22 protein-coding genes and 2 pseudogenes are annotated in these 20,875 nt (G+C 52.9%); 4 read left to right on the top strand and 20 right to left on the bottom strand.

Features of this window, described 5'->3' with window-relative positions:
* Nucleotides 1–29: 29 nt before the first annotated feature.
* The 17 genes from ACR0EV_RS18120 to ACR0EV_RS18040 form a co-directional block, all read right to left on the bottom strand.
* The gene (locus ACR0EV_RS18120) at nt 30–1,382 is read right to left on the bottom strand and encodes a hypothetical protein (RefSeq protein ID WP_480801388.1); all 1,353 of its coding nucleotides are present in this window, start codon (nt 1,380–1,382) and stop codon (nt 30–32) included.
* A 2-nt stretch (nt 1,383–1,384) separates the two neighbouring features.
* Complete coding sequence (gene trbC / locus ACR0EV_RS18115) at nt 1,385–2,131, bottom strand: type-F conjugative transfer system pilin assembly protein TrbC (RefSeq protein ID WP_480801387.1); 747 nt, start codon at nt 2,129–2,131, stop codon at nt 1,385–1,387.
* On the bottom strand, nt 2,119–3,105 hold the full coding sequence (gene traU / locus ACR0EV_RS18110; RefSeq protein ID WP_480801386.1) for a conjugal transfer pilus assembly protein TraU: 987 nt from the start codon (nt 3,103–3,105) through the stop codon (nt 2,119–2,121). The genes trbC and traU overlap by 13 nt, the downstream gene beginning before the upstream one ends.
* Nucleotide 3,106: 1 nt before the next feature.
* Complete coding sequence (locus ACR0EV_RS18105; protein WP_480801385.1) at nt 3,107–3,541, bottom strand: thermonuclease family protein; 435 nt, start codon at nt 3,539–3,541, stop codon at nt 3,107–3,109.
* Nucleotides 3,538–4,170: a type-F conjugative transfer system protein TraW gene (gene traW / locus ACR0EV_RS18100; protein ID WP_480801384.1), complete on the bottom strand. Its 633-nt coding sequence runs from the start codon at nt 4,168–4,170 to the stop codon at nt 3,538–3,540. Before traW ends, ACR0EV_RS18105 begins: the two co-directional genes overlap by 4 nt.
* Complete coding sequence (locus tag ACR0EV_RS18095; RefSeq protein ID WP_480801383.1) at nt 4,167–4,679, bottom strand: S26 family signal peptidase; 513 nt, start codon at nt 4,677–4,679, stop codon at nt 4,167–4,169. Before ACR0EV_RS18095 ends, traW begins: the two co-directional genes overlap by 4 nt.
* On the bottom strand, nt 4,666–5,025 hold the full coding sequence (locus ACR0EV_RS18090; RefSeq protein ID WP_480801382.1) for a hypothetical protein: 360 nt from the start codon (nt 5,023–5,025) through the stop codon (nt 4,666–4,668). The genes ACR0EV_RS18095 and ACR0EV_RS18090 overlap by 14 nt, the downstream gene beginning before the upstream one ends.
* A complete protein-coding gene (locus ACR0EV_RS18085; RefSeq protein WP_480801381.1) occupies nt 5,022–7,508 on the bottom strand; it encodes a TraC family protein in 2,487 nt (828 codons plus the stop codon). The genes ACR0EV_RS18090 and ACR0EV_RS18085 overlap by 4 nt, the downstream gene beginning before the upstream one ends.
* Complete coding sequence (locus tag ACR0EV_RS18080) at nt 7,505–7,750, bottom strand: hypothetical protein (RefSeq protein ID WP_480801380.1); 246 nt, start codon at nt 7,748–7,750, stop codon at nt 7,505–7,507. The genes ACR0EV_RS18085 and ACR0EV_RS18080 overlap by 4 nt, the downstream gene beginning before the upstream one ends.
* Nucleotides 7,738–8,142, bottom strand: coding sequence for a TraV family lipoprotein (locus ACR0EV_RS18075; protein WP_480801379.1), 405 nt, complete (start codon nt 8,140–8,142; stop codon nt 7,738–7,740). Before ACR0EV_RS18075 ends, ACR0EV_RS18080 begins: the two co-directional genes overlap by 13 nt.
* Entirely contained in the window at nt 8,139–8,456 is a 318-nt protein-coding gene (locus tag ACR0EV_RS18070; protein WP_480801378.1) for a hypothetical protein, read from the bottom strand. Before ACR0EV_RS18070 ends, ACR0EV_RS18075 begins: the two co-directional genes overlap by 4 nt.
* Nucleotides 8,453–9,733 (bottom strand): TraB/TrbI/VirB10 family type IV secretion system protein, encoded by a 1,281-nt coding sequence (locus ACR0EV_RS18065; protein WP_480801377.1) that lies wholly within the window; start codon nt 9,731–9,733, stop codon nt 8,453–8,455. Before ACR0EV_RS18065 ends, ACR0EV_RS18070 begins: the two co-directional genes overlap by 4 nt.
* Complete coding sequence (locus tag ACR0EV_RS18060; RefSeq protein WP_480801376.1) at nt 9,733–10,449, bottom strand: TraK domain-containing protein; 717 nt, start codon at nt 10,447–10,449, stop codon at nt 9,733–9,735. The genes ACR0EV_RS18065 and ACR0EV_RS18060 overlap by 1 nt, the downstream gene beginning before the upstream one ends.
* Nucleotides 10,449–11,003, bottom strand: coding sequence for a TraE/TraK family type IV conjugative transfer system protein (locus ACR0EV_RS18055; protein WP_480801375.1), 555 nt, complete (start codon nt 11,001–11,003; stop codon nt 10,449–10,451). Before ACR0EV_RS18055 ends, ACR0EV_RS18060 begins: the two co-directional genes overlap by 1 nt.
* Nucleotides 11,003–11,290 (bottom strand): type IV conjugative transfer system protein TraL, encoded by a 288-nt coding sequence (gene traL / locus ACR0EV_RS18050; RefSeq protein ID WP_480801374.1) that lies wholly within the window; start codon nt 11,288–11,290, stop codon nt 11,003–11,005. The genes ACR0EV_RS18055 and traL overlap by 1 nt, the downstream gene beginning before the upstream one ends.
* 62 nt (nt 11,291–11,352) lie before the next feature.
* Nucleotides 11,353–11,718, bottom strand: a complete 366-nt coding sequence (locus ACR0EV_RS18045) for a hypothetical protein (RefSeq protein WP_480801373.1) — start codon at nt 11,716–11,718, stop codon at nt 11,353–11,355.
* A 229-nt stretch (nt 11,719–11,947) separates the two neighbouring features.
* On the bottom strand, nt 11,948–12,295 hold the full coding sequence (locus ACR0EV_RS18040) for a hypothetical protein (protein ID WP_480801372.1): 348 nt from the start codon (nt 12,293–12,295) through the stop codon (nt 11,948–11,950).
* A gap of 206 nt (nt 12,296–12,501) precedes the next feature.
* Here ACR0EV_RS18040 and ACR0EV_RS18035 point away from each other — a divergent pair, with 206 nt between their 5' ends.
* The 3 genes from ACR0EV_RS18035 (at nt 12,502) to ACR0EV_RS18025 (ending at nt 16,149) form a co-directional block, all read left to right on the top strand.
* Nucleotides 12,502–13,554: an acyl-homoserine-lactone synthase gene (locus ACR0EV_RS18035; RefSeq protein WP_480801371.1), complete on the top strand. Its 1,053-nt coding sequence runs from the start codon at nt 12,502–12,504 to the stop codon at nt 13,552–13,554.
* A 460-nt stretch (nt 13,555–14,014) separates the two neighbouring features.
* Nucleotides 14,015–15,265, top strand: a complete 1,251-nt coding sequence (repC, locus tag ACR0EV_RS18030) for a replication initiation protein RepC (RefSeq protein WP_480801370.1) — start codon at nt 14,015–14,017, stop codon at nt 15,263–15,265.
* 203 nt (nt 15,266–15,468) lie between these two features.
* On the top strand, nt 15,469–16,149 hold the full coding sequence (locus ACR0EV_RS18025) for a helix-turn-helix transcriptional regulator (protein WP_480801369.1): 681 nt from the start codon (nt 15,469–15,471) through the stop codon (nt 16,147–16,149).
* A 27-nt stretch (nt 16,150–16,176) separates the two neighbouring features.
* Here ACR0EV_RS18025 and ACR0EV_RS18020 read toward each other — a convergent pair.
* A pseudogene (locus ACR0EV_RS18020) lies at nt 16,177–16,341 on the bottom strand (DUF1173 family protein); the annotation flags it as partial.
* Between the two features lie 1,425 nt (nt 16,342–17,766).
* Between ACR0EV_RS18020 and ACR0EV_RS18015 the strand changes: the two are divergent.
* Nucleotides 17,767–18,002: pseudogene (locus ACR0EV_RS18015) on the top strand (integrase core domain-containing protein); the annotation flags it as partial.
* 29 nt (nt 18,003–18,031) lie between these two features.
* On the opposite strand, the gene ACR0EV_RS18010 reads toward ACR0EV_RS18015, so the two are convergent.
* Nucleotides 18,032–19,846: a SulP family inorganic anion transporter gene (locus ACR0EV_RS18010; RefSeq protein ID WP_480801368.1), complete on the bottom strand. Its 1,815-nt coding sequence runs from the start codon at nt 19,844–19,846 to the stop codon at nt 18,032–18,034.
* A 102-nt stretch (nt 19,847–19,948) separates the two neighbouring features.
* On the bottom strand, nt 19,949–20,875 hold the full coding sequence (locus tag ACR0EV_RS18005; protein WP_480801367.1) for a LysR family transcriptional regulator: 927 nt from the start codon (nt 20,873–20,875) through the stop codon (nt 19,949–19,951).

Below are 20,875 nucleotides of genomic sequence, written 5' to 3'. Positions count from 1 at the left end.
CGCAACCGCTGCAAAAACACAGATTCTCGTCAAAGGCATGTTTCGTCCTCCACCGCTGGGAATGAGTCACAACACGATCCGGAAAACTCGAATTCCAAAGACGCCCAGCCAGCGTGGCGGCGGTCGCTCTCGTAAACGACGCGGACCTGAAACGTATTGTTTTGGTATTGCTTTCCGACCTCTGGATTGACGGAACCTCGCTGGCGAAGGCTCATAAACCGGAGAACATTAAGGCTTGTGTTCCTGTTCTGGTTCACATTCGAGAAAACAGGACAATGGTTTCGGTTGATCGGATCACAATACCTTCTGATAGCCGCATCACTGTTGCCATGATCGACTATGCGAAGACGGTATTGCTGAAGGTGTCGAGTATCAGGAGGAGAGCTGGATTTATCCAAATACGCATAGACATTTGGATTTCCATAACGGTACTCACAGTATCCCGTCTGATAGTGGGTCATACCCGTGAGCAGACCGTCTCTATCATTGCGGGCGCAATTGCTGCCGCCGCCTCCAAACCCGCTTACCGCACGACCACCCCACGTCCCAACAACAACATTATTGAGAACAACCTGAACAGCGCCATTTCCTCGAACCCGCCTAAGCGTCGCCTCGGTAAGCATCGTATGGTCCGCAATGCGCATCGTGAAACTGCGCTTGTTCAAACGAGCCCGCTTACTGCCGCCGCCAGCATTGCCCGCGTGGGGAATGTCAACAATGAGCCTATTGCCGGACCATCTGCTGCTTGCGCCAGAAATGCTGATGTTTCCGCGAATGCAATTTTGGTTGTTGCTGTTGACCTGGCAGGAATAAGCAATGTCCTTGTTGCAGACCTTAACGTATTGAGCCGCACGCTTGTCGCATCGGTAATAGTCGGTACGGTCCACCCAAATCCTACGGATTAGCTCACAGGTCCGGGTCTCACGAGCTGGCAGACTTTCACAAAACCTGTCCATGACCTGACTAACCGGCACGCTGGGTTGAGTGCATTGTCCGTTTTCACTTGTGAAGTAGTGCCCTGCGATATCGTCAGCATTCTCGTGGGCCCAATTCGCATCATCGAACAATTGCCCCTGCGCATCGATATCGACATCAGGGCGGATGGCGGCGCTATCTTCAGTAGCACGAAGCACCCTGCCCTGATCATTATCTTCCTGGCGCATGTCATAGATACGGTCTTCAAAAGTGGTGTGATCGTATCCGGACTCAGGGGGACTGTTGGTTTCATAGGGCGTCACAACATCGTTGACTGTCCCTTGGTTTATTCGTGTATCAGCACCCGGTACGTTGTTAAGGGCGCGATCCGCACGTCCCTGTTGTGCGTCAGCAGCGCTGCCCAGCAGGAAAATTGCCGACGAAAGGATGAACGCAGAGTGTTTCATGATCATTCTCCCAACAACCGACGGGCTTCATCAGACGCGACGTCGCCATTGTCGGCGATGAGCTTCAGAGCAAAATCCAAAGGAACATTGCCTTTAACCCGATCATGAGGAGGCATCGGATCATCCTCACAGCCTTGGGTTTCGCAAACGTCGAGATCTGATTGAACGGCTATGACCTGGGGAACGGCCGTAACGTCAAAGCGAGTGAAAACAGTCGGATCAATCGAGAAACCTACGGCGTCGTCAACGGAGCCGAAGGCTTCTTCCAATGCCGCCTGGGTGTCGTAGACAGAGTTATTGACGAAACCCCGAAAAATGATGGGCAGGCCGAAAGTGTTTGCCTCACTCATCATCTGTCGAAGTGACTCTTTCGGCATAGAAAAGGATGCCAACAAGAATATCCGCGACCCCTCGTAGCGCTGACGCTCATCCCCAGCACCAAAACCACTTTCGTCACCCACACCCATCAGCGACCGAACACGAGGGTTGTTGAGGGCTTTTTCGCGGAGATTGTCGAAATCGACATCCTCGAAAGCGTTTTCTGCCGGTGCCAAAGGTTTCAGTTCTTCACGCAATGCTTCGCCGCGCCGCTTGGCATCATCAACGATCGTTGCGAGTGGCGCAGTGATGCGACCCGTAGAGCCGGGTGCGTAGTCTACAACGCCGTTATCTTCTTCCTGTTCCTGAGCGTGCCCAGGCATGGCCACAAGGGATGATCCCAAGGCGATTGCGGAAATCAAAGTGCGCAACAATTTCTCTTCCTCCAAAGCAGCCAGCCGAAGGACTCGCCCTTGTAAGGGAACTCACGAAGTCGATCGACGTATTGAGGGGAAAATCCGACGGGGCCGCAGCCGTACCGTCCGGATGTTTTGGGCACCGGTCGCGTGATCTGCATCCGGTATTGGCTTTTGTTGATGATCGGTTGGGATCTCGTATTGCAGAGCGCATTGTCGTCAGCAGTGCGACGAGCAATGAAGAGACGATGCATCCGGGCCACCATCTTTGTTGTGACAACCTGGCTTGCCATCACACCGCCTACATCAGCGGCAACATCACCTTGAATCGGATAGATCGATCCACCGCAACCAGCGCACCAGAAAAGGCCATCCATAGGGAGGTTGCCCGACGAGGCGCGAACGCAATCTGCGGCACATGCAGCTTGAGCCACAGGATTGGCGAACAGAATAGCTTCAGGGTTGATGAGGTTGTTAAGCTCGGCATCCTGCCAAAGCGGGTCAATCTCTGAAATATAGGCGACATCGAACTGAGCGTTCTGAAGGCAAAGCCCGTCAACAATCACACCAAGCCACGAAATCAGCGGATAGAAGTAATAGTGCGCCTGCCAACGTGAGCCGGTGCTACCGCCGTTTTGTTGAGTGACAGACGACTTACCTAGCGAGAGTAGACCGAAATCGAGATCAAAACCCATGTTGACGAAGCAACCCGGCTCATTCGCCACATCGACCAATCGCGCAGGTTCCCAAAGGCCGATAGCCAGCCCTAGGCGCAGCGGTATGCCTGGACAAACACAGAGCGGAAACGACTGATTGTCAGTGTCCGGCCGGCCACCACCACCCAGACTGATCGCACCGATTGAGATTGGAAAAATGCAGTCCCAACAGATCTCGGTGATAGGGTTCAAAAACCGCTTGTTGCAGATCGCACCTGCCTGCGTCGCACACAACGCAAGCAAAGAGGCAAAAAGGATTGTACGCAGTCTCATATCAACCTCCGACCATTTCTATGAGTGAGCACCAGGGCTGGCGTTTGCCGCCCGCGTAAGGACGGGCCAGACCTTCGGAAATCAGAACCGATCCTATTTCCTGACCCTCGACCGTCGCACGGGCGAGGAAGCGCCCGTAGTCATCGACGCGAGGATCTATGCGAAGGTTTACGCCGCCATTTTCATGAAGGAGATCAGCAAGCCGCAGTTTGGCTTTTAAGCCCAGCTCGTATTCTGCTGAGCATTTGGCAAAATAGGTTTCCGGCGTGTCGAAACCTTTGAGACGGTATCGATCGTTCCCATGATCAAAGGTGTCTCCATCGACAACCTCGATCTCTGAAACAGGAATAAATGCTTCACGAGAGCCAACGCCTGCACAATCCAGAAGGACGAAAGGTGAGACCAGAAGGAAGGACAGGGCCAACAGGTTGCTCATTTCGACCCCACCACGATCTCTTCGACCTGCATGACGGGATCTGCGCGTTGGACAACGGCAGGCACGTTGCGAATGCCAAACCGATCCACCATCACACTATCCTGATCGAAGTAAAAACGCCGACCATGCTCGCGCATAAGTCCAAGCGGATCGCCGTTCACCAGAACAAGCAGCGTGTTCAACTCATCACCTTCAGAAAGAGCAAACTCGACCTGCGCTGCGTCATCACCGTCAAAAATGACGATCCGCTTGTTGAACCGCGAATAGGCCAGCGGATTGACCACTGTTCCTGCCCGCGCGAACACCTTCCCATTATGGTCAGCCAAGTCCTCTGTCAGAGTGATGGACATATCGACTTCCCATCGGGCGTATATTTCGGCTTTCCCCAAGCCAGTGACAGGACGAGGACGGTTCACATACGCCTTTGTTCGGTCCTGCATTTCCTTCTTCATCACATCGAGTTCGCCTTCGGCTTCCATTTCCGAAAGGCGTTGCTTGATGGTTTCGAGCAACGAGGGCTCAACCACCTCGAACAGGGGGCCGTGGGTCCCGAGATCCTTAGCCGCTGTCTGACTGGTCGCGAGAATGATTGACAACGCGACCGTTCGAGAGATTGCAATCAGCTTCATTCCAGCCACTCCGCTAGTTTTTTCCAGTGTGGGAAAGGGATTGCGAACCCAACTGCTTCGATTGTCTCAATCGGGATCGCGCCAATGATGTCGTAGCGGCTGTCCAAGCTGTCTTTGCTCTCGCCGAAAATAGCGATCGTACCTTCGGGTACGACAGATGCAGTCCAAAGCGGGGAGACGAGCTGACCATCCTTCAGATTGCCTTGAACACACGTCTGCGACACGCAAATCTGATTGCCTTCAACCGTGATGGGATCACCGGCAAGACCGACAATCCGTTTGGTCAGAAAAACATCCTGTCCAGCAAAGTGCTGCCCAATGGCCTCTGGTACTTCGACGGCAACAATTGCGCCCCGTTTAAGGACTTTGGGCCAAGTCACCATCGCAAAAGCATTATCCGGAAGACTGTCGGTCGCATTCATGGCGAGCCGGCCAAACGCAAGAACGTAGTAACCGAAAATCACGACTATGAGCGCAGGTATGATCCAGACCAGCTTAGAACGCTTCATCATCAAGCACCCATGTCATGATCTGATCTGTTACGTCTGCGGTCGCATATTCCGTTCCCATAAGAATGCCGTTAGAGCGCACAACAACGACGCCATTCTCTTCGGCATACGTGCGAAGGCCGAATTCTACGCGTTCCTGAAACTTCGGAAGAATCGTCGTGAAATCATCGTCATCAATCCTGTTGCTCGACCAAATGACGAAGGTTGTCAGACTTTTCTCCGGATCGAACACAACGACGCCGTTTGCAGCACCCTGCCCGCGACCAAGCCAAAACCCCACACCAAGCGCGACCTGAAGACCCAATATCACCGACAACGCGGTAAGTGCTGTACCGCGCCAGGTCATGATACTTCTCCACGTTCAATGAGAGTTTTAATCGCTTCAACGGTGGTCATTCCGGCGTCGCGGTACTGCTGCATCCGTTGAACGGTCGCGCCTTTGGATGAGAAAACAGCCAGAGAGAAGGGATCGAGAAGGAGCCTGCCATAGGCAAAGCCTTCCGGCATTTGTATAGCCAACTCTGAAAAACGCCCGGGAACTGATGTCAGAGACTTCAGGAGCATTTTGACAGGCGGTTCGATACTGTTGAGCGCGTCGATGCTTTCGGGTTTCTGGGCCAGATAGATACGGAAGTCCGAGTTTTCGAGACAAACCTTCGCAGCCGGATTGGCGTAGTAGTCCGCCATCGACTGAGTTCCGGTAATCAAAGCCCCTGTGTATTTTCGGGCCCGCCGAACCACGCCTTCGATGAATTTCGCTGTACCTTCGCCTTTCAGCAGATCCCAGGCTTCATCAATGACGATCGCAGTCGGAACATCGCGCGATGTCTTGTACATCAGCTCTGTTCCCAAAAACATAACGATCTGAAGGATCGTGGCCTCAAGTCCAGGCTGACCCTTGATGTCGCTTAATTCGACAACCGTAAAAGGCGCATCGAGAGCAATGTTCGCTTCGCCCTCAAAATAGTGACCGTAAGCACCACCTTTGGAATAAGCGTCCAGCTTTCGAACAACATCGGGCAGACGTTCTTCACCCTTGGCGGCATCCTTCAAAAGATCACGAACATCGGTAATCTCACCTTCTCGGCGTTTTTCGTCCCAAACTTTGCTTACAGCGGTTCGAATGTAGTCTTCTTCAACACCCTCGACTCGACCGCCCTTGTATTCACCCAGATCAGCCATCGAAGCGATAACGCGCGTGACAAGTTCAATTGCATCAGATTTGTACTCGTCACTGCCCATCGCCTCGGCATCGAGCAGGGAAAAGGGGTTCAGTCGGTTCTTGATCTTGCCATCGAACGCGATGTGTTTGCCGCCAAGGATCTCGGCAGTGGTTTTGAAGGAGTATCCATCGTCAATAACAAGAACCTGGCCCCCGGCAGTGAAAATACCGCAGGCCAGCTCTTGCATGAATACTGACTTACCCGCGCCTGACTTGCCGACGACAGCAGTGTTGTAGTTACCGGAGCTTTTGAAGTTGTCCCATTGGAACACCTGCCCTTGCCTGCCTACAAGAAGCATTCCAGCGCCGCGACCGTTACCCATGAATTCGCCATGAACCGGCAAGAAAGACATGGCCGCGGTGCCCTTTAGCAAGCGCATCCTCATTTGACGCCCGAAATCACTCATCATCTTTGCGGAGCAGCCAAAGGGCAGGCTTGCCATAAAGAGGGGGAGCTGAAGGTAAGTGTCCTTCGAAAGCTTGACCCGCTGTCGCCGATAGATCGATTCAACTTCGGTCGCAGCCATCTGCGCTTCGGTAGAGCCACCTTTGGCATAAGAAACAATTGTGTAGAGGGTTTCAAACAGACGTTCCCCGGCCCGCACCTCAGCGTCCAGATCGTCAAATTCTTTCTTCTTCTCAGCAAACTGAGGAATGAACTTGCCGAAGCTCGTATTGGAGGCGTGTTCGTTCTTACCCCGCTTTTTGAGGATGAAAGAACCCGCCGCCTGGCTGTTCATGGCCTTCATGGTGAAGGATGTGAGGACCGGGCCAACGGGCCGATCCATCAGGCGTGAAGGATCTCCATTCAAGGCCATACCAAGACCAAAGACCCATTCGGGTGGATAAGCATTCACAGACGACACGGTTGCCGCCATTTCGGGGCTGCCTGAGAACATAACGGCTTCAGTCCCGACACGAAGCGTTGCGCCAGGCAGTTGAAAATTCAAAGGCATCGCAGGGTCATAGGCTTCCTCTTCCCAAGCGCCCTCACTGCCTTTCGGCCGGGAAATATGGAAAACTTCGCGCATAAAGGCGAGAAACCGTTCCGGCTCTACATCGGTCCACCAGCTCGACGTTGCGAAAACATTGCGCAATCCGCCTCTGACGGCCTCAAGGCGCTTTTGATCTTCAAAACCGAGATCTGTCCCCTCCATCCAAACGGCAAGGAAGATATGCCGATTGAAGGGAACGGCCCGCGCACCACCGTCAGACATGCCATAACGGAGATTTTTGAGATGGCTTTCTCGCTGTTCAACCATCTCATCAACGAGAGGTGAACGCCCCTTACGGGTTTCTTTCCAATTCTTTGTAACGGCTTCGATGCCTGGCGATGTCCAATTGAGTACCTGGAACGTCGCATCTGACGGAAGGTTGGCGGATACCACACCGCCTACGTTCTCCGACAGTTCGCTATCGCCGACGGTTGCGCCAACTTCGAGCAGAAAACCTGTCCCATGCTCAAAGTGATAAAGCTTGTGTTCCTCATCATAGACACGCCACGGCAGAATATCGGACAGAACCTCACCGCTCATCAAATCCGGCTCGTCTTCAGTCCATGGAACATCACCAAAGAACCCAGCCATCGCTTCTTTGAAAAACTTCACTGCCGCTTCCTTTCCCTGCGCGCATTCCCGCCAGTTGCCCGGTGGGGAAATTCGCGCTCTGCCTCGTCAACGAGATCCCAAGCCAAGTCTCGGATATCGCGCGTGTCTTCCTCTGGGACCCAAACCGTCACTTCGGTAAATCCAGCTTCCCGACGGTCTTTGCGGATCTCGGCCATGCGATCTGCCTTTTCCTTGCCGTCGCCGCTTCTCGGTCCCGCTTCACTTCCAGTCACTGCCGCCATTTCCCTTCCTGAATGACGAAGTGAACAAAGCGCGCTTCGTGCAGCAGCCCGCCGTCATCGAGGATGGGGGCAATCCAGAGTGTTCCGACGACCTCGGGCCTCCTGTAAGCCGCTGCGTTGTACGGAAAGCCGCCATCCTTCAGGCCGGTAGCACCGCCCTTGCCTGCCCAAAGTGGATTTTGGCTGAGGCTCTTGAGCGCAGTGTCTTCGGGGCGCTCCGCAATCGAAGTGGCACCAGCTGCGCCAGTTCCATCAACTGCCGAAATTGTGGTACAGGGCGATCCTGTCTGAGCCTCACAGAGAAAATCTTTCTCAGTGTTCGAAGACGTGCATCCCGCAGAAACGAGCACAAAAGACAAAGCGGCGAACGCTGAAACCTTGCCGAGCATCATCCTTCCTTCCGCGTAACTGCTTTCAGATGGAAGAACGTCGTGTTCAGGATGCAGTAGACAAAGAAGCAATACATCCAGACCAACATCCAGACCCAGACGAACACCAGGACCAACCAATATCCACTCAGGGCAATGTGAAGGAACAAGCCGGCTGCCAGTACGAACAGAAAGGCCAGCGAGATCGAAAGTTCGTTCTCGGCGCTGTCATGAGAGTTGCCGTTTGTCGGAAGGTTCCGGAATCCTGTGAACGGCTTGATCAGCAGCTTGCCGACCTTTTTGTAAACACGGGTGATATCGATGTCATATTGGGTCATTGTCCAAGCTCCACTCCTTCAAGAAAGACGAGTTCAACCTTCGTGCCGCCATAGAGCGAAACAACCGGCTGATACTGTTCGGCGCGACGGATGTAGTAGTCGGCCAGGGTGCTGGCGGCGCTATCAATGCCGCCTGAAATCGTGCCAAGCCCTGCCCCGGTTAGGGCTTGCTCAACTGATGTATCGTCATTGCTAAGAACGCTGTCAGCGGCGGTGGTCAGACCACTTCCCAGGCCACCGATAAGACCGGCACCAAAGGCGTTGCGCACCAATGGGCCCTCACGGCTTACAACCTGACCTCGAACACCCTCTTTGCCGGAACCGGTCATGTATCCGGAGACTTTGGTTTCGAGCACAGCGCCGTGACGATTGATGCAGGTCATGGAGATCAAGCGAACTTTCACACGCTCCGACGACAGATCACCCGTTGCAGAACCGGTTACGGTGCAACCTTTGAGATTGACCTTTGACGGGGTTCGCCCACCAGCCGCAGCGGACACGGCCGAGCCGGTAATCCTAAACAGAACGGGGATAGGATTTTCTCGGTTGGAGACATTTGTGGCTGCATCCGCACCAGAAAGAACAACGGCTGGCGCATAACTACCGGCCGGGAGGTAGTTCTTGAGAGTGCGAACGCTGCGCTGATCTTCGTCACCGTCCTCAAGTGCGGCGAGCGTAAAACTACCACCAAGGCTCTTCCAGCCGCCTGGTGCTTCACCAGCTACGCCACTACCGCCTGTGCCACCTGACGTCCGCCCGTTGTTTCGATCGACACCACGGCGTTGAATAAAATCAGTGCCAGGACCATCGGCATCCATCTGCTGCTGAAGCTGTTCACGACCCGAAAGCCGATCACCGTTTGCACCAGAAGTTCGACCGCCCTGCCCTTCTGCGTTGGCCGTTTTCAGTTCCTCTTTGAGCGTCGCAATTTCAGTCGCCTGTTGAAGGATCTGTTCGTCGTACTCTTCCCGGAGCGCTTTATTGCGGTTCTCAGATTCTTTGCGGGATTGCTCCAAGAGCTTACGTTGTTCGGCCAGCTCTTGATTGAGGCGGTCCATCTCAAATCGGCCTTGAGTGATCCACGACATTTCAGGCGACGCAGCAGAAGTCCGGTCGGAAATGATGGTTGAATCGATTGTTGGGCTCGAATTTGCAGGCAAGCCTTGGTTGGCGGGCGGACCCATGACCAGAATTAGAAGGGCACCGATCCCGAGCACGAGACCACCAATGACCGCAATAGCGACGACCTGCTGTTTCTTACGTCCTTCCTGTGCCATTATTTGCTCCTCACAACGACAACCCACGACCGTTCACCAGCGCCAAGGCTGGCTTTTTGAACCCAGACGGAAAGCACACCATTTCTGTAAAACTCCTGTTCGCGAATCTGGCGTGCGCTCTTGCCAGCCGCCGCTACGCGGACTTCCCCGACCAAATCGCCGACACCGATCGAGCGGATTAGCGCACCGTTTTTTCCAGAGGTTGGCTTAGGAGTGCGGATGCCCTTGCGAATGGTTTCGCGTGTGGCGTCCGTTAATGTGGAAACCAGCCCGTCACCGGAACCGAGGCTTGAATCGGCAAAGCCTTCGCTACGTGTGACTTCATCGGCCCTGGCTTCGTTTGGTTTGACCGTAATCAGAACAGTTTGGGTCGTGGCACGAATTGGCAGGATCTCGAAAGCGATCGTTCTGCCTTTTTCGGTAATCAGATAACCACCTTCCTTTTGAGGCATTTCCTCTTGGCCGATGTACCGAAGAAATCTGTCACCAGTCTTCTCATCACCCTTCGCCTGATACATGGAGACATCATTGTCGCTGATAATGTCTGCGATCCGGTCGCCGACGACGCTAAGACGGGTGATGCCCGTGATAGAAACCTTGAAACGGACAAGCCCATCCTCGCGTACAGTGAACCGTTGCTCGGCGCACATCGCCGCTCCGGTGAAGATCAGCAAAGCCAGGACGGCCAGCTTTATAGTCTCGAAAAAACGAAACATCAGGTGTCCTCCGAAATGATGCCGATTGATGAAAGGCGCACAGACCCGGCCTGTGGCTTGAAGCGGATCAGTATTCTGCGGTCTTCTCGCGTCACCTGAGTGGTTTCGAGGTACGTACCGAGCACCCCTTCAACGACGACCTCATAGGCGGCGAAGTTGTGTTCGATTTTTCGCGGGAAGAAGACGGTACTGATCTTTCGCTCAGTGATGTCCGTTGCGATACGATCATACGTGTCGATGATCTTCGCGCGTTCGCCGGGGCCGCTCAAACGCTCCAAAACATTGCGACCATATTCGATGGTCCTCGGAGACGTGTTATACATCGCGTAGACGGCATCCAAAGCGAGGGCTTCGATGTAGCCTTTGTCTACAGCGCCTCGCGCGACCATTCCGTCACTCACAGTTGTCGGCACCAATACAACCTGGTTCGACTGCGAGTAGACCTTGATTGCTAAGAGGAAGTTGGCGATCAGCAAAACTGTGGCGCAAACAACGGCGATAACCATTGCTCTGCGCGACTGTCTCAGCGTCCTTTGCATGTTTTGGAAATTCATCACGCCCTCCAGGAACCGACTGCGCTGTCGGGAAAGGAGCGATACGGCGTGATTTCCTTGGGGATGATCCAGTAAAGAAGCGCGAACAGTCCGGTAAGACCTCTCTCGCCCTTAACACGTTTCCAGATGAAGTAAGTAATCACGCCAATGATGGCACCGACAAACAGCTGTTTGCCGAGAATGCCCATCACGCAGGGGACAAGACCGGCTACCGCCTCATCGGCTGGCACAAAGAAAAACTGTGGTGGATCTTGCAACCGCTGCTCCACCTTGATCACTATTGTCATGATCAAGCTCCAATTTTTGGGGATGCCCTCTGAGCCACATAGACCCAGAGGGCTAAGTCAGATCACTGGATGTTCGACGGGGAAGCGGGCACTTCAACTGCCGACAGTTCCAGCAGATCGGTGCTGGCGGTAACGGAACCGAGGCTGGTCAACGTCTGAACGCCGTAGCCCAGGAACACGGCAACGCCGACAGCGATACCAACCTGTGCCCAGCGGCCGGTCACGGCCAGAACGATGGCACCCAGGATAACCGACAGAATCATGATGACATAGCCACCGGCACCGCCCAGGATGGTGTTGAGGTCTTGGCCCAACGAATAGAAACCAGCTTCAACACCGGTGTCCGAGCCTGCCGCCATTGCCGACGATCCCACTACTGCCAGAGCGACCGGCAGCGCGGCCTTCTTGGCCACATTCCACATTTTCATTCCCTCTTTCCTTTCATTCAGGTTGATTTGTGGTCACCAAAAACTGCGGGGGCTAAGGAGCGTGAGCGCTCCACCCGCAGTATCCCGCCCCTTCCGAGACGAAATTCGAATGTCTGAAAACGCGAACGGCCGAGCACAACGAAATGCGTTGTCCCGACCGTTCTCTACCCGTGAGTGGTATTGGAAAGTTGTCGCGCCTCGGCTAAAGCGCGTTACGGTTAGCCATATGCTATCCGTCAGTATCCTCCGCAGAGGTTTCTGGGAATTCGACCTCACAGACACCGATCTTCCCTTCCACCAATGGAATAGAAACGACCGTTGCCCCGAGTTTCGCAGCTACGCTGACGACGCCCCTCGATGTCTTGATAAGCCTTGGCTCCGTTTTTCGGCGCGAACAAAGAGCACTCCGAACGACCTGACCACCCAAGGTTTCTCGAACGAAAATCCACCACTCCCCGTTCACTTCTGTCGAAGTGTGGTTGACCGGCGCGAGGCACTCGATCTCCAAGACGCCACCGTTTTCCAGTGCTTCTTTGAATCCGTTTTCCATGTAGACCGGTGGCTTGCGCTTTCTCATAGGTTGTGGACTCCCCTCTTATAGGAGAGTCACTACTAGGACGTAGGGGCGATATGAAGAGTATTGTTGCCATTCTTTGCATGGTGTTACCAATCTGACAGAATGGACGCAATAGCTCAGATCGTGCACAAACAACTTTTTGCGACTGTGGTAAAAACACACCGAACAACAGGATGATGAGTTGGTCGGGGCAAAAAAGGGCTCTGATGCCTACTCTTCGCGAAAAAGAAGTCAAATCACATTTTGCCGGATACAACCAAAGGTCAACCGGACCAACCAAAGTGCAAAACAGAGAAAATTTATTAGACATTGCACTCGCCTCTAACGAGAACGGGCTTAACGAAAAAAATTTACGCTACGTTAAGGTGCTACGGATGACCGGCCAAGAAAAACGCCCACTAATTGACGTCAAAATTATCCCTTGGAATCCGTCTTCTGACGATGGGAGATACATACATCAGTTCCACACGCTCAGAAACGAAGTGTTCATCGGTCGGATGGGATGGTCACTGAATGAGATCAGGAGCAGAACCGGCTCACTGGCAATCGAGCTGGATGAGTATGACTGCCACCTAACCAAATACATCGTAGCGATCGATACTAGAACAGACAGAGTAATCGGTGGCGCTAGACTTCTAAGAACAGACAGAGAAGAATTCGTATCGTCGATATCAGAACACCCTAGTTCCTACATGATACGTGACGCATTTCTTGAAAGGCTTGATGGTCTACCAGCGAACCTCTGTTTTTCGCCGCCCCCACAGGACAAGTCAGTTTGGGAACTGACACGGTTTGTATCAACAGGTAATCTGCGCGTCGGCCAAAGAATACTGAAAACTGTGAACGAATACCTCAATGAGGTTGGAGCTAAGGAGTGCCTGTTCCTCGGTCCAGTCTCATTCATGAGAATGGCAAAGATGATGGGCTTCAGCCCAACTGCATTGGGCAACATGGTAGCAAACGAAGAGGCAACTTTCCTCGCATTCTCGTGCGGTATTGTTAAAGCCCCCCAACCAAAGACGCCGGCGAACAACAACCGTAGCGTTAAGAGAGTACGCGCAGTTCCGATAGCCGAGCTGTTCGACAGTGACGACAATTGCGTTGGCACAGTCTATTGCTGGAACACCGGCGAAGAAGACATCACCTGGCACAACGAAAGCACAACGAACAAGCTGAGAGCGCAGCAGTACCACCGGATCGAAATTCCGGGGCCCCTACCCTTCGGAGTGTCTGGAAAGGAAAGCTGCGCACCAAACTGACAGATTGACTACAAAACGACAGTTTGGCATTGTCCAAATCAACATATAACACGAGCGGAGGCAAAAATCTTCTGAGTGAGGTTTAAATCTCATTCTGAATTTCGCCGGGACAGTCAGAAGACCGGATGAAATAGAGGGCACGATCTCTCGCATGCGAATAGTTGCACATACAAAAAGTTGGGTTTCGTGAGTATCCGGCCACCACTTATAGCGGTGCCGCGACCATGTTGGTCGTGTCGCAACATTCAGTCACCCGAATTTAGAGGGAAACCGAACCACCCACAATAAGAAACCCCCGCAAGGTGCGGGCCTAAACGGGGGATGCTCTACAGATCAAAGTTTGGTCACTTGATTTGTACCGCATTCCTGACAGGACAGGCAAGAAAAAAACGCATTCGTGCGAACAGAATAGTTTTGCCGGTCTTCGGCCTACGCCTTGTCTCTCCATGAGGAGCAGAGCATGAAAACGAACGCCCAAACACAAACTATAGGCGAAAAACTATATCCGACATTGCCGGAAGGGATGACAAGGGGCCATGTTGAAAGACTGTTGATCCGGATCGGTCGATTCATTGGACTTTCCGCCAACGAGCTATCCGTCCTTCTACTGATGCTTTCAGAAACGCGGCCGAGAGACTGGACAGATTCGACCACAGAACCGATGTGCTACTCGATGCAAAGCAACATCGCGAGGCGAATGGGTCTATCCGAGCGATCAATCAGGAGAATTGAAGCTGCCCTTGAGGCTTTCCATCGGTTCGTAAGAAAGGACGTCGGGCTGAGCGGCCGGCGCTACTGCCTCAAAAGAACCGACGGTACAGAGTTCCGCCAGGGTATCTCACTAACTCCCCTGATCGAAGCAATCCCCCTACTCCTGGAGATTGAGAACGAGTTTGACCGCGAAATTCAGGAACGTCGCGAACTTAAGATGAAGATCAGTGCCGGCCACAAACGAGTGAAAAGTGCAATCATGAGCGCACAGCAAAAATGGCCCAGCAGCTCGGAAGTCGAAAGTTTCACAAATACGTTCTTAGAGTGGCCGCGCAGGTTTCCCGCGTCAGTAGGTCCCGCTCAACTGAAGCAGCACCTAGACGAAGTGATGGCTCTGGTGGATAAGTTGGATCTGTTCTTTGGAGAGAATGAACAAGAGTCCTGCCACCCGGACTCTGGTGGCCGACGAATATTACAAGATACAACTCAAAATCCTTATGTATCCTGTAACGAAGACGTTGATATAAAGCCTGCCTGCAAGCAGGCAGACCCAGAAATCATTACACCGCCTACCGGCGGTGAGAATTGCTTAGAAAGCAATCTTGCGGCGGATTCCGGAGCGCACAAGTCTGAAAACCTGGACTGGCTGACACCGGATCGGCTTCTGGGGCTCTGTACTGATGAAATGCAAACCAGTGTTATGATTTCTCAAGACGACAGAGCAAAACCAAGCTCTCAAGATTTCATAAATGGTGCGATCGAAAGACTGGCGCCACTAGGCATCAACCACGACGCATACCGTGAAGCCGTGCTTCAAATGGGTGTCGAGACAACAACGATTTGCCTCATCATCATCGACCGAAATAGGACGCACCCCGAGACACCAATCAAGAATCCAGGCGGTGTTTTGAGGGCAATGACGAAACGACACGCAGTTGGAGATCTGCGGGTTAACGCCAGCCTCATTGCCCTTGCCAAGCGAGGTTACCATTTGAACTGATGGACCGGTTCGCTGCTACGATCTCGGTCAGGAATGAAGCTTTTAGTGCTTAAAATTGCACTTTGGTTGTACCTCGGCGGCTATGTGACGATTTCGGTTCCTTAATCCTTGGGTTTTCTGCTAGATGCGACAACCAAAGGACAACCTTAAAGTGTCTTGAAGCGGCCATATGTACTGCACAACGCGAATGATAGATCGATAATATGAACCAAGAAGTAGTAGGACAACAAGATCACGCGCCGGTAATGGCGGATATGCGGATCGATCAGCCGTTCAACATTAACAACTACTTGACTGACCGCCTGTGGCTTCATTCGATGTCAACTGGTGGGTTTACCCTCGCTGTTAACAAGACGCCCTTTGGTGTCGAGTATTTCGATTCAACCTTCCCCGACGAATGGCAGATGCTCTACAAGCAAAAGCACTTCGTCTGGGTCGATCCAATCGTGCTGAACGCTATGTGGAACGGCAACAGCGACAAGCGATGGTCGGAGATCAAAGCACCTGATGTCCGTGGCGTTTGGAAGAAGGCAAGTGTCTATGGACTTGTGTACGGAGCGACCTTTGCTCGGACCAGAGCTATCAATAAATCTTTGCTTTCCCTATCACGGAGTGACCGGGAGTTCAGCGATGATGAAATGGATCGACTTTCGAACTGGTTCGACAAATTCTTGAACGAAGTTGATGGTGGGCTGAATCTGACGGACAAAGAAGTCGAGGTTATCAAACTTCTGGCCCGTGACATGAACATCGAAGAGATAGCGAATGTTCTGGGTGTTACACAATCGGCCATAAAGACCAGGCTTCGACAAGCACGTGGCAAGGTCGGGTGCAAGAGCAACTACAGCCTTATAGCCAAGGCAAGCCAGGCCAAAATCCTCTGAATATCGCTGCTCGCATTTGCCCAACAACTCGTCTGGTGGCAAGAATGACGGGCACTCTATCGCGTGATCCGGGCCGGTGCCGGGTATTCGTTTGACGATGAACTTGCCAGCGGTCGCCGCGATATACATCTCTGGGGAAGGCGTACGGCACCCGCATAGAACGCGTGTGCCGGCACTGTGCGCGGCGGCCAAGGCGCGTTATCCGATTTCGCGGTCGACCACCAGTGCTTTTCCATCAGAAACAGGGTCACTTTGGTGCCCCCAGACTGCTCTGGGGCGTGTTGACAAACGCGTGATCAGAACGGGTTTTAATTTGGTTTGAATAGGTTGGATTCCGTAGTCTTTGGTACGTCGCATCTAGTGGATTGCAGATTGCGGAAATGTGGTAGGTGCGGCTCAAACCGGACCTGGCCACATTCTCTCTTCGGTGTAGCACCACATGCATCGAAGAGAGATTATCTGGGAGATTGCTGGGTCCCGGTTCAGAAATTAATGAGATACCAAGAGCCGCAGTTTTTGATTTCGCGACCTTCGGAGTTAGACTAGAACATTTTACATAATTTCACTTACACCGGAAAGATGTGAGTCCGCATCACACCATAGAGTTAAAGCGACCCAAATTAGCAATGTAAAAGTGCAACTCGTGGTAGCGTTGTGATGCTCGGCGCATTGATAGTCAGGTAAATGCGGACCTTTGAGCATGGCAAACTCTACCGAAAATGTATTGCGCGAACCAGTCAGGTAGAATGTTTGTTTTCACAAAAAAAATCGGGCGCCTACCGTCATTGCTCTTCCGCGACCAGTGCGTTGAAATGTTCCGCAAGATGTTTATTTCCGGTCGGCTCGCCAACCATGTCGTGCCCCATCGCCGACAGGAACAACAATGCCGGCCCGTTGTCACTGTGCCCTTAATTACTGGACGCAGAAACATTGCCGTACATTTGACCCGGTTTTGTGCCCTTAATTCTCGGATATCCACAGGCTAACGGCGACTTTTTTCGAGGGTGCGATCCGCACATCGGAGCAACTCCGCACGGTCCGCATTCACACCGAGTTGTTCGATTGCTATTTTCGCCGCTGCCAGAAAATCGGGTTTAGTTGTGTTGTCGGATTTTCGTGCCGGGAACCAGGCCTTCTGAATTTTGCGATCATCTTTCGCCGGGGCTGGCGAACTGCATGAAAAGTGAACGAGTTGATCCAATAAATTGCGTTGACCAGGGAATGCCATGCGTAGCCTATCTCGTGCTGAAGGATCACGACGCATCGCAATAGATACGGCCACCAATGGTCGCGTCATCAATAGGTGAACAGCAGCGAGCATAGCATGCCGGTCATGGCGGGATTTGGAGCAGAGCCCCGCGTGACGAAGTTCTGGCGCAAGTACCCGTACAACCTGTAGCGCCAAGTCTAATTGCCGAACAACATGCTGACTTCCGCGCCAATACAGTTGCTCCAACCACGCTGCGCCCTTCAAAGCTCGGACTTCCAACCGTAAGGGAACTTGAAACTCTGCACCTGGCGTCGTGCCGAGAGGTAACAGGCCAGTACCGCAGGAATTGCAGATCATAGACCAAGCATAGCGCCAGTGCCGCAGGGAAACTCCAGGCACTTTCCGCGGCCGCAGTTGGCGCCCAGACGGCTTGCATTGAACCTGGGAGCCCGTGGGAGAACGGACACTGTGAAAGTTTCAATGGCAGGTTCAGGGATGAGCTACTCAACGGTGAAGTCTTCTACAGCCTACGCGAAGCTCAAATTCTCATCGAACAATGGAAGAGACACAGCAACACAAAACGACCAACAGCGCTTAGGGTTATCGCCCGCCAGCGCCAGGAATCATCATCACATTGGTCTAAGGCTTTAGGTGCTAAGTACTGGTCGGTCTCTATGATCTAGTCTGTTCTTTTTTTGATACCAATGCCCCGATGGTTGACGAACACTCATTGAATATTTTGACGGTACAACGCTCGCAGATACTTTGATCCAACTGTGGAAAAATGGCCTCGATAGCATCACCCTTTGAAAGATGAATGCACTGTTCTCCAAGCACATTGGTCACTCCGTATTTAGTCAGCAGTTTGAGTGTTCTGGGAGTCTTGACTTGAATATATAATTTCCCGCCACGGTGCTCGATCTTTTGCGCCTCTTCGATCAATAACTCAGCTGCGGGCAAATCGATCTCGGCGGTGCCCGAGGCAACGAACAACACGTTGCGCTGTTCTGGGCGTTTACTTTCTAGCTCCCTGAAGGTGCGCCGAACAAACTCGACCGAACCAAAATAGAGAGGACCATGTAAACGTATGATCAGTAGTTGGGGGCATTCCGAAAGGCTGTTCAGCTCAACATTGCGGAACGTACGGCGTGGCGTCGAAGGGTCAGGCGCAGCGATACCAATAGTGGGGCGCGCAGTCCAGTTGAGAAACAGTATCAGTGACAATAGCACACCCGCGTAGATCGAGAACTCTAAGTCGACCAAGAATCCGGTCGAAAATGTAATGATCATAATCCAGGCTTCCGCCCGGCTTGTCCGAAAGATGTGTGTAATCTCGTCAATCCGCACCAATTTCCAAGCGACGAGGATAATGATGCCGGCCATAGCCGGGATTGGTACCACGGAGAAAACCGGCGCGATAAAAAGCAGGATTAGCAATAGGAAAAACGCTGCAAAAATCGCGGATAGTGGGGTTTCAGCACCTGCTTCGTAATTGACACCGCTGCGTGTGAACGAAGCTGAACCGGGATAGCACTGAAAGAAGCTTCCGATGATATTGGACGCTCCTTGGCCAAGAAATTCGCGGTTGTTGTCGACAATCTGGCCTGAGCGCAACGCGATCCCTCGCGCGACAGACATCGCTTCCAGCAGGCCCACCAGCGCGATGGCGAACGCCGCCGAACCGAGGTGGGTCAGGGATGACTTGTGAACATCCGGCACGATAATACTGGGTAGTACTGTCGGGACAGGGCCAACGGTTTTTACGTCCAGTTTCGGTCCCCCCATAAGGAGGTAAACTACCGTCGAAACCGTCAGGGCTATCAGGTAGTTGGGAGCATTTGGAAAATAACGGCGTGTCGCGATTGCTGTGACCAGAGCCAAAGCCGCAAGAAACAAAGACGTCAGGTCGGCGTTGAGGAACTGAGAAGGGAGTTTTGTCAAAAAAGGGCCGAGATGTTCTGGTCTTGGAAGATCCACCGCCAATGCATGTCGGACCTGGCTTAGTGCTATGAGCAGCGCAGCAACGGCCATAAAACCGACCATGACCGAATGCGATACAAAATCTACAAGCCCGCCCAGTCGGGCTAGACCGAATGCAAACTGGAACAACCCTACAAGCAGGGCCAAAGTGATGGCAGCAGTAATGAACTCTGGTGATCCGGGGACCTTGACACCGGATAGCGCCCCGAAGACCAGTGCAGAAATGGCAGTCGTTGGACCAGACACCGCGTGCCAGGATGACCCGAATATACCAGCGACGACAGGGGTGACTATGGCGGTATAAAATCCATAAACCGGCGGCAGACCAGCAATGGCGGCAAAGGCGACGCCTTGCGGCAGAACAATGGATGCGCCAGTCAAACCAGCGATTGCGTCTTGTCCAATGGAGCGCCGAGTAACACGCGAAAACCAGTCTGGGCGGCTGAACAGAGGCTGGAACCCGCGGGCTAAATATTCTGCTGCGTGCTTTAGGTCGAAATGTGCCATAGAAGAGTGCCAACTGATTGCCGTGTTGTTAAAGCTTCGGATCCATCGCGGTGTGTTTAAGAAAGCGGACACAAATTTTTGGTCCGCGACAGGTGTCCTGTATCAAGGCATGGTCCAGCCATGCGCTCCACCTGTTTGAATAGCCCAGTCTACGATCTCGACAGTCAATTCCCGTATATGGGATTCGGCTTCGGACATGCCCTCAACACGCGGTCCAACAAGCTGCAGCACGCGGTTCAAAGAGGAAAGTTCGATCGGCCGAGACGAGCATTCGCCGCTTTCAATTTCCGAGGAAAACAGCGCCGGCGGGCAGATACAGTATCGATGTCTTTGTGCAACATACTCGCGGCGAATTTCAACGGAACGAATTTCGATCATGTTCTCAAATTCAACGCCTTTAGCGTTTAGTGCGATTTGGAGGCGTGACTTTAGCCTGCTATCGCGCCCATCTAGTACGATTGGTAGAGCCGCAAGTGCTTCAACTGGAAGATTTTTTTCAAATTTCTGCACGAGAGAAGTTGCTCCGACCAGATGAAAAGCCTCGCGGTAGAGTGGCAGGCTTTCTCCCATATCGTCGTCGATTTCTTCTTCGACAAAAGCGAAGTCTACTGCGCCCTGTTTCCACATCCTCAATAGCTCATTGGTAAATCCATGCGAAAACAATAGAGACACGTTGGGGTGCCGGTCGCCACATAGTTCAAGCAGTCGCGGCACAAGTACCCTTCCAATGGAGGGAGTGACCCCGATATGAACTGTACCAGATGCAGGATTGCCGAATCTCTCCAATTCGCGGCTAGCGCGTTCCACACTACGAAGAATTTTGTTGGCGTGCTCAAGTAGTAGTTTGCCCGCGGTGGTTAGTCGTACGCCTCGGGAGTGACGGGTAAAAAGCGCCAAACCCAAATCATCTTCGAGCCGTCTGATCTGCATTCCCACGGCGGGTTGCGTGACCCCCAGTTCGGCGGCTGCTGAGGTAACACTGCGCAACCTAGCTACGGTTCGAAAATACTTGAGCTGCTTAACTTCCAC

The sequence above is a fragment of the Ruegeria sp. CF8 genome, assembly GCF_056537285.1.
The sequence above is the reverse complement of the archived record's forward strand: the minus strand, read 5'-3'. Positions and strand labels throughout refer to the sequence as shown.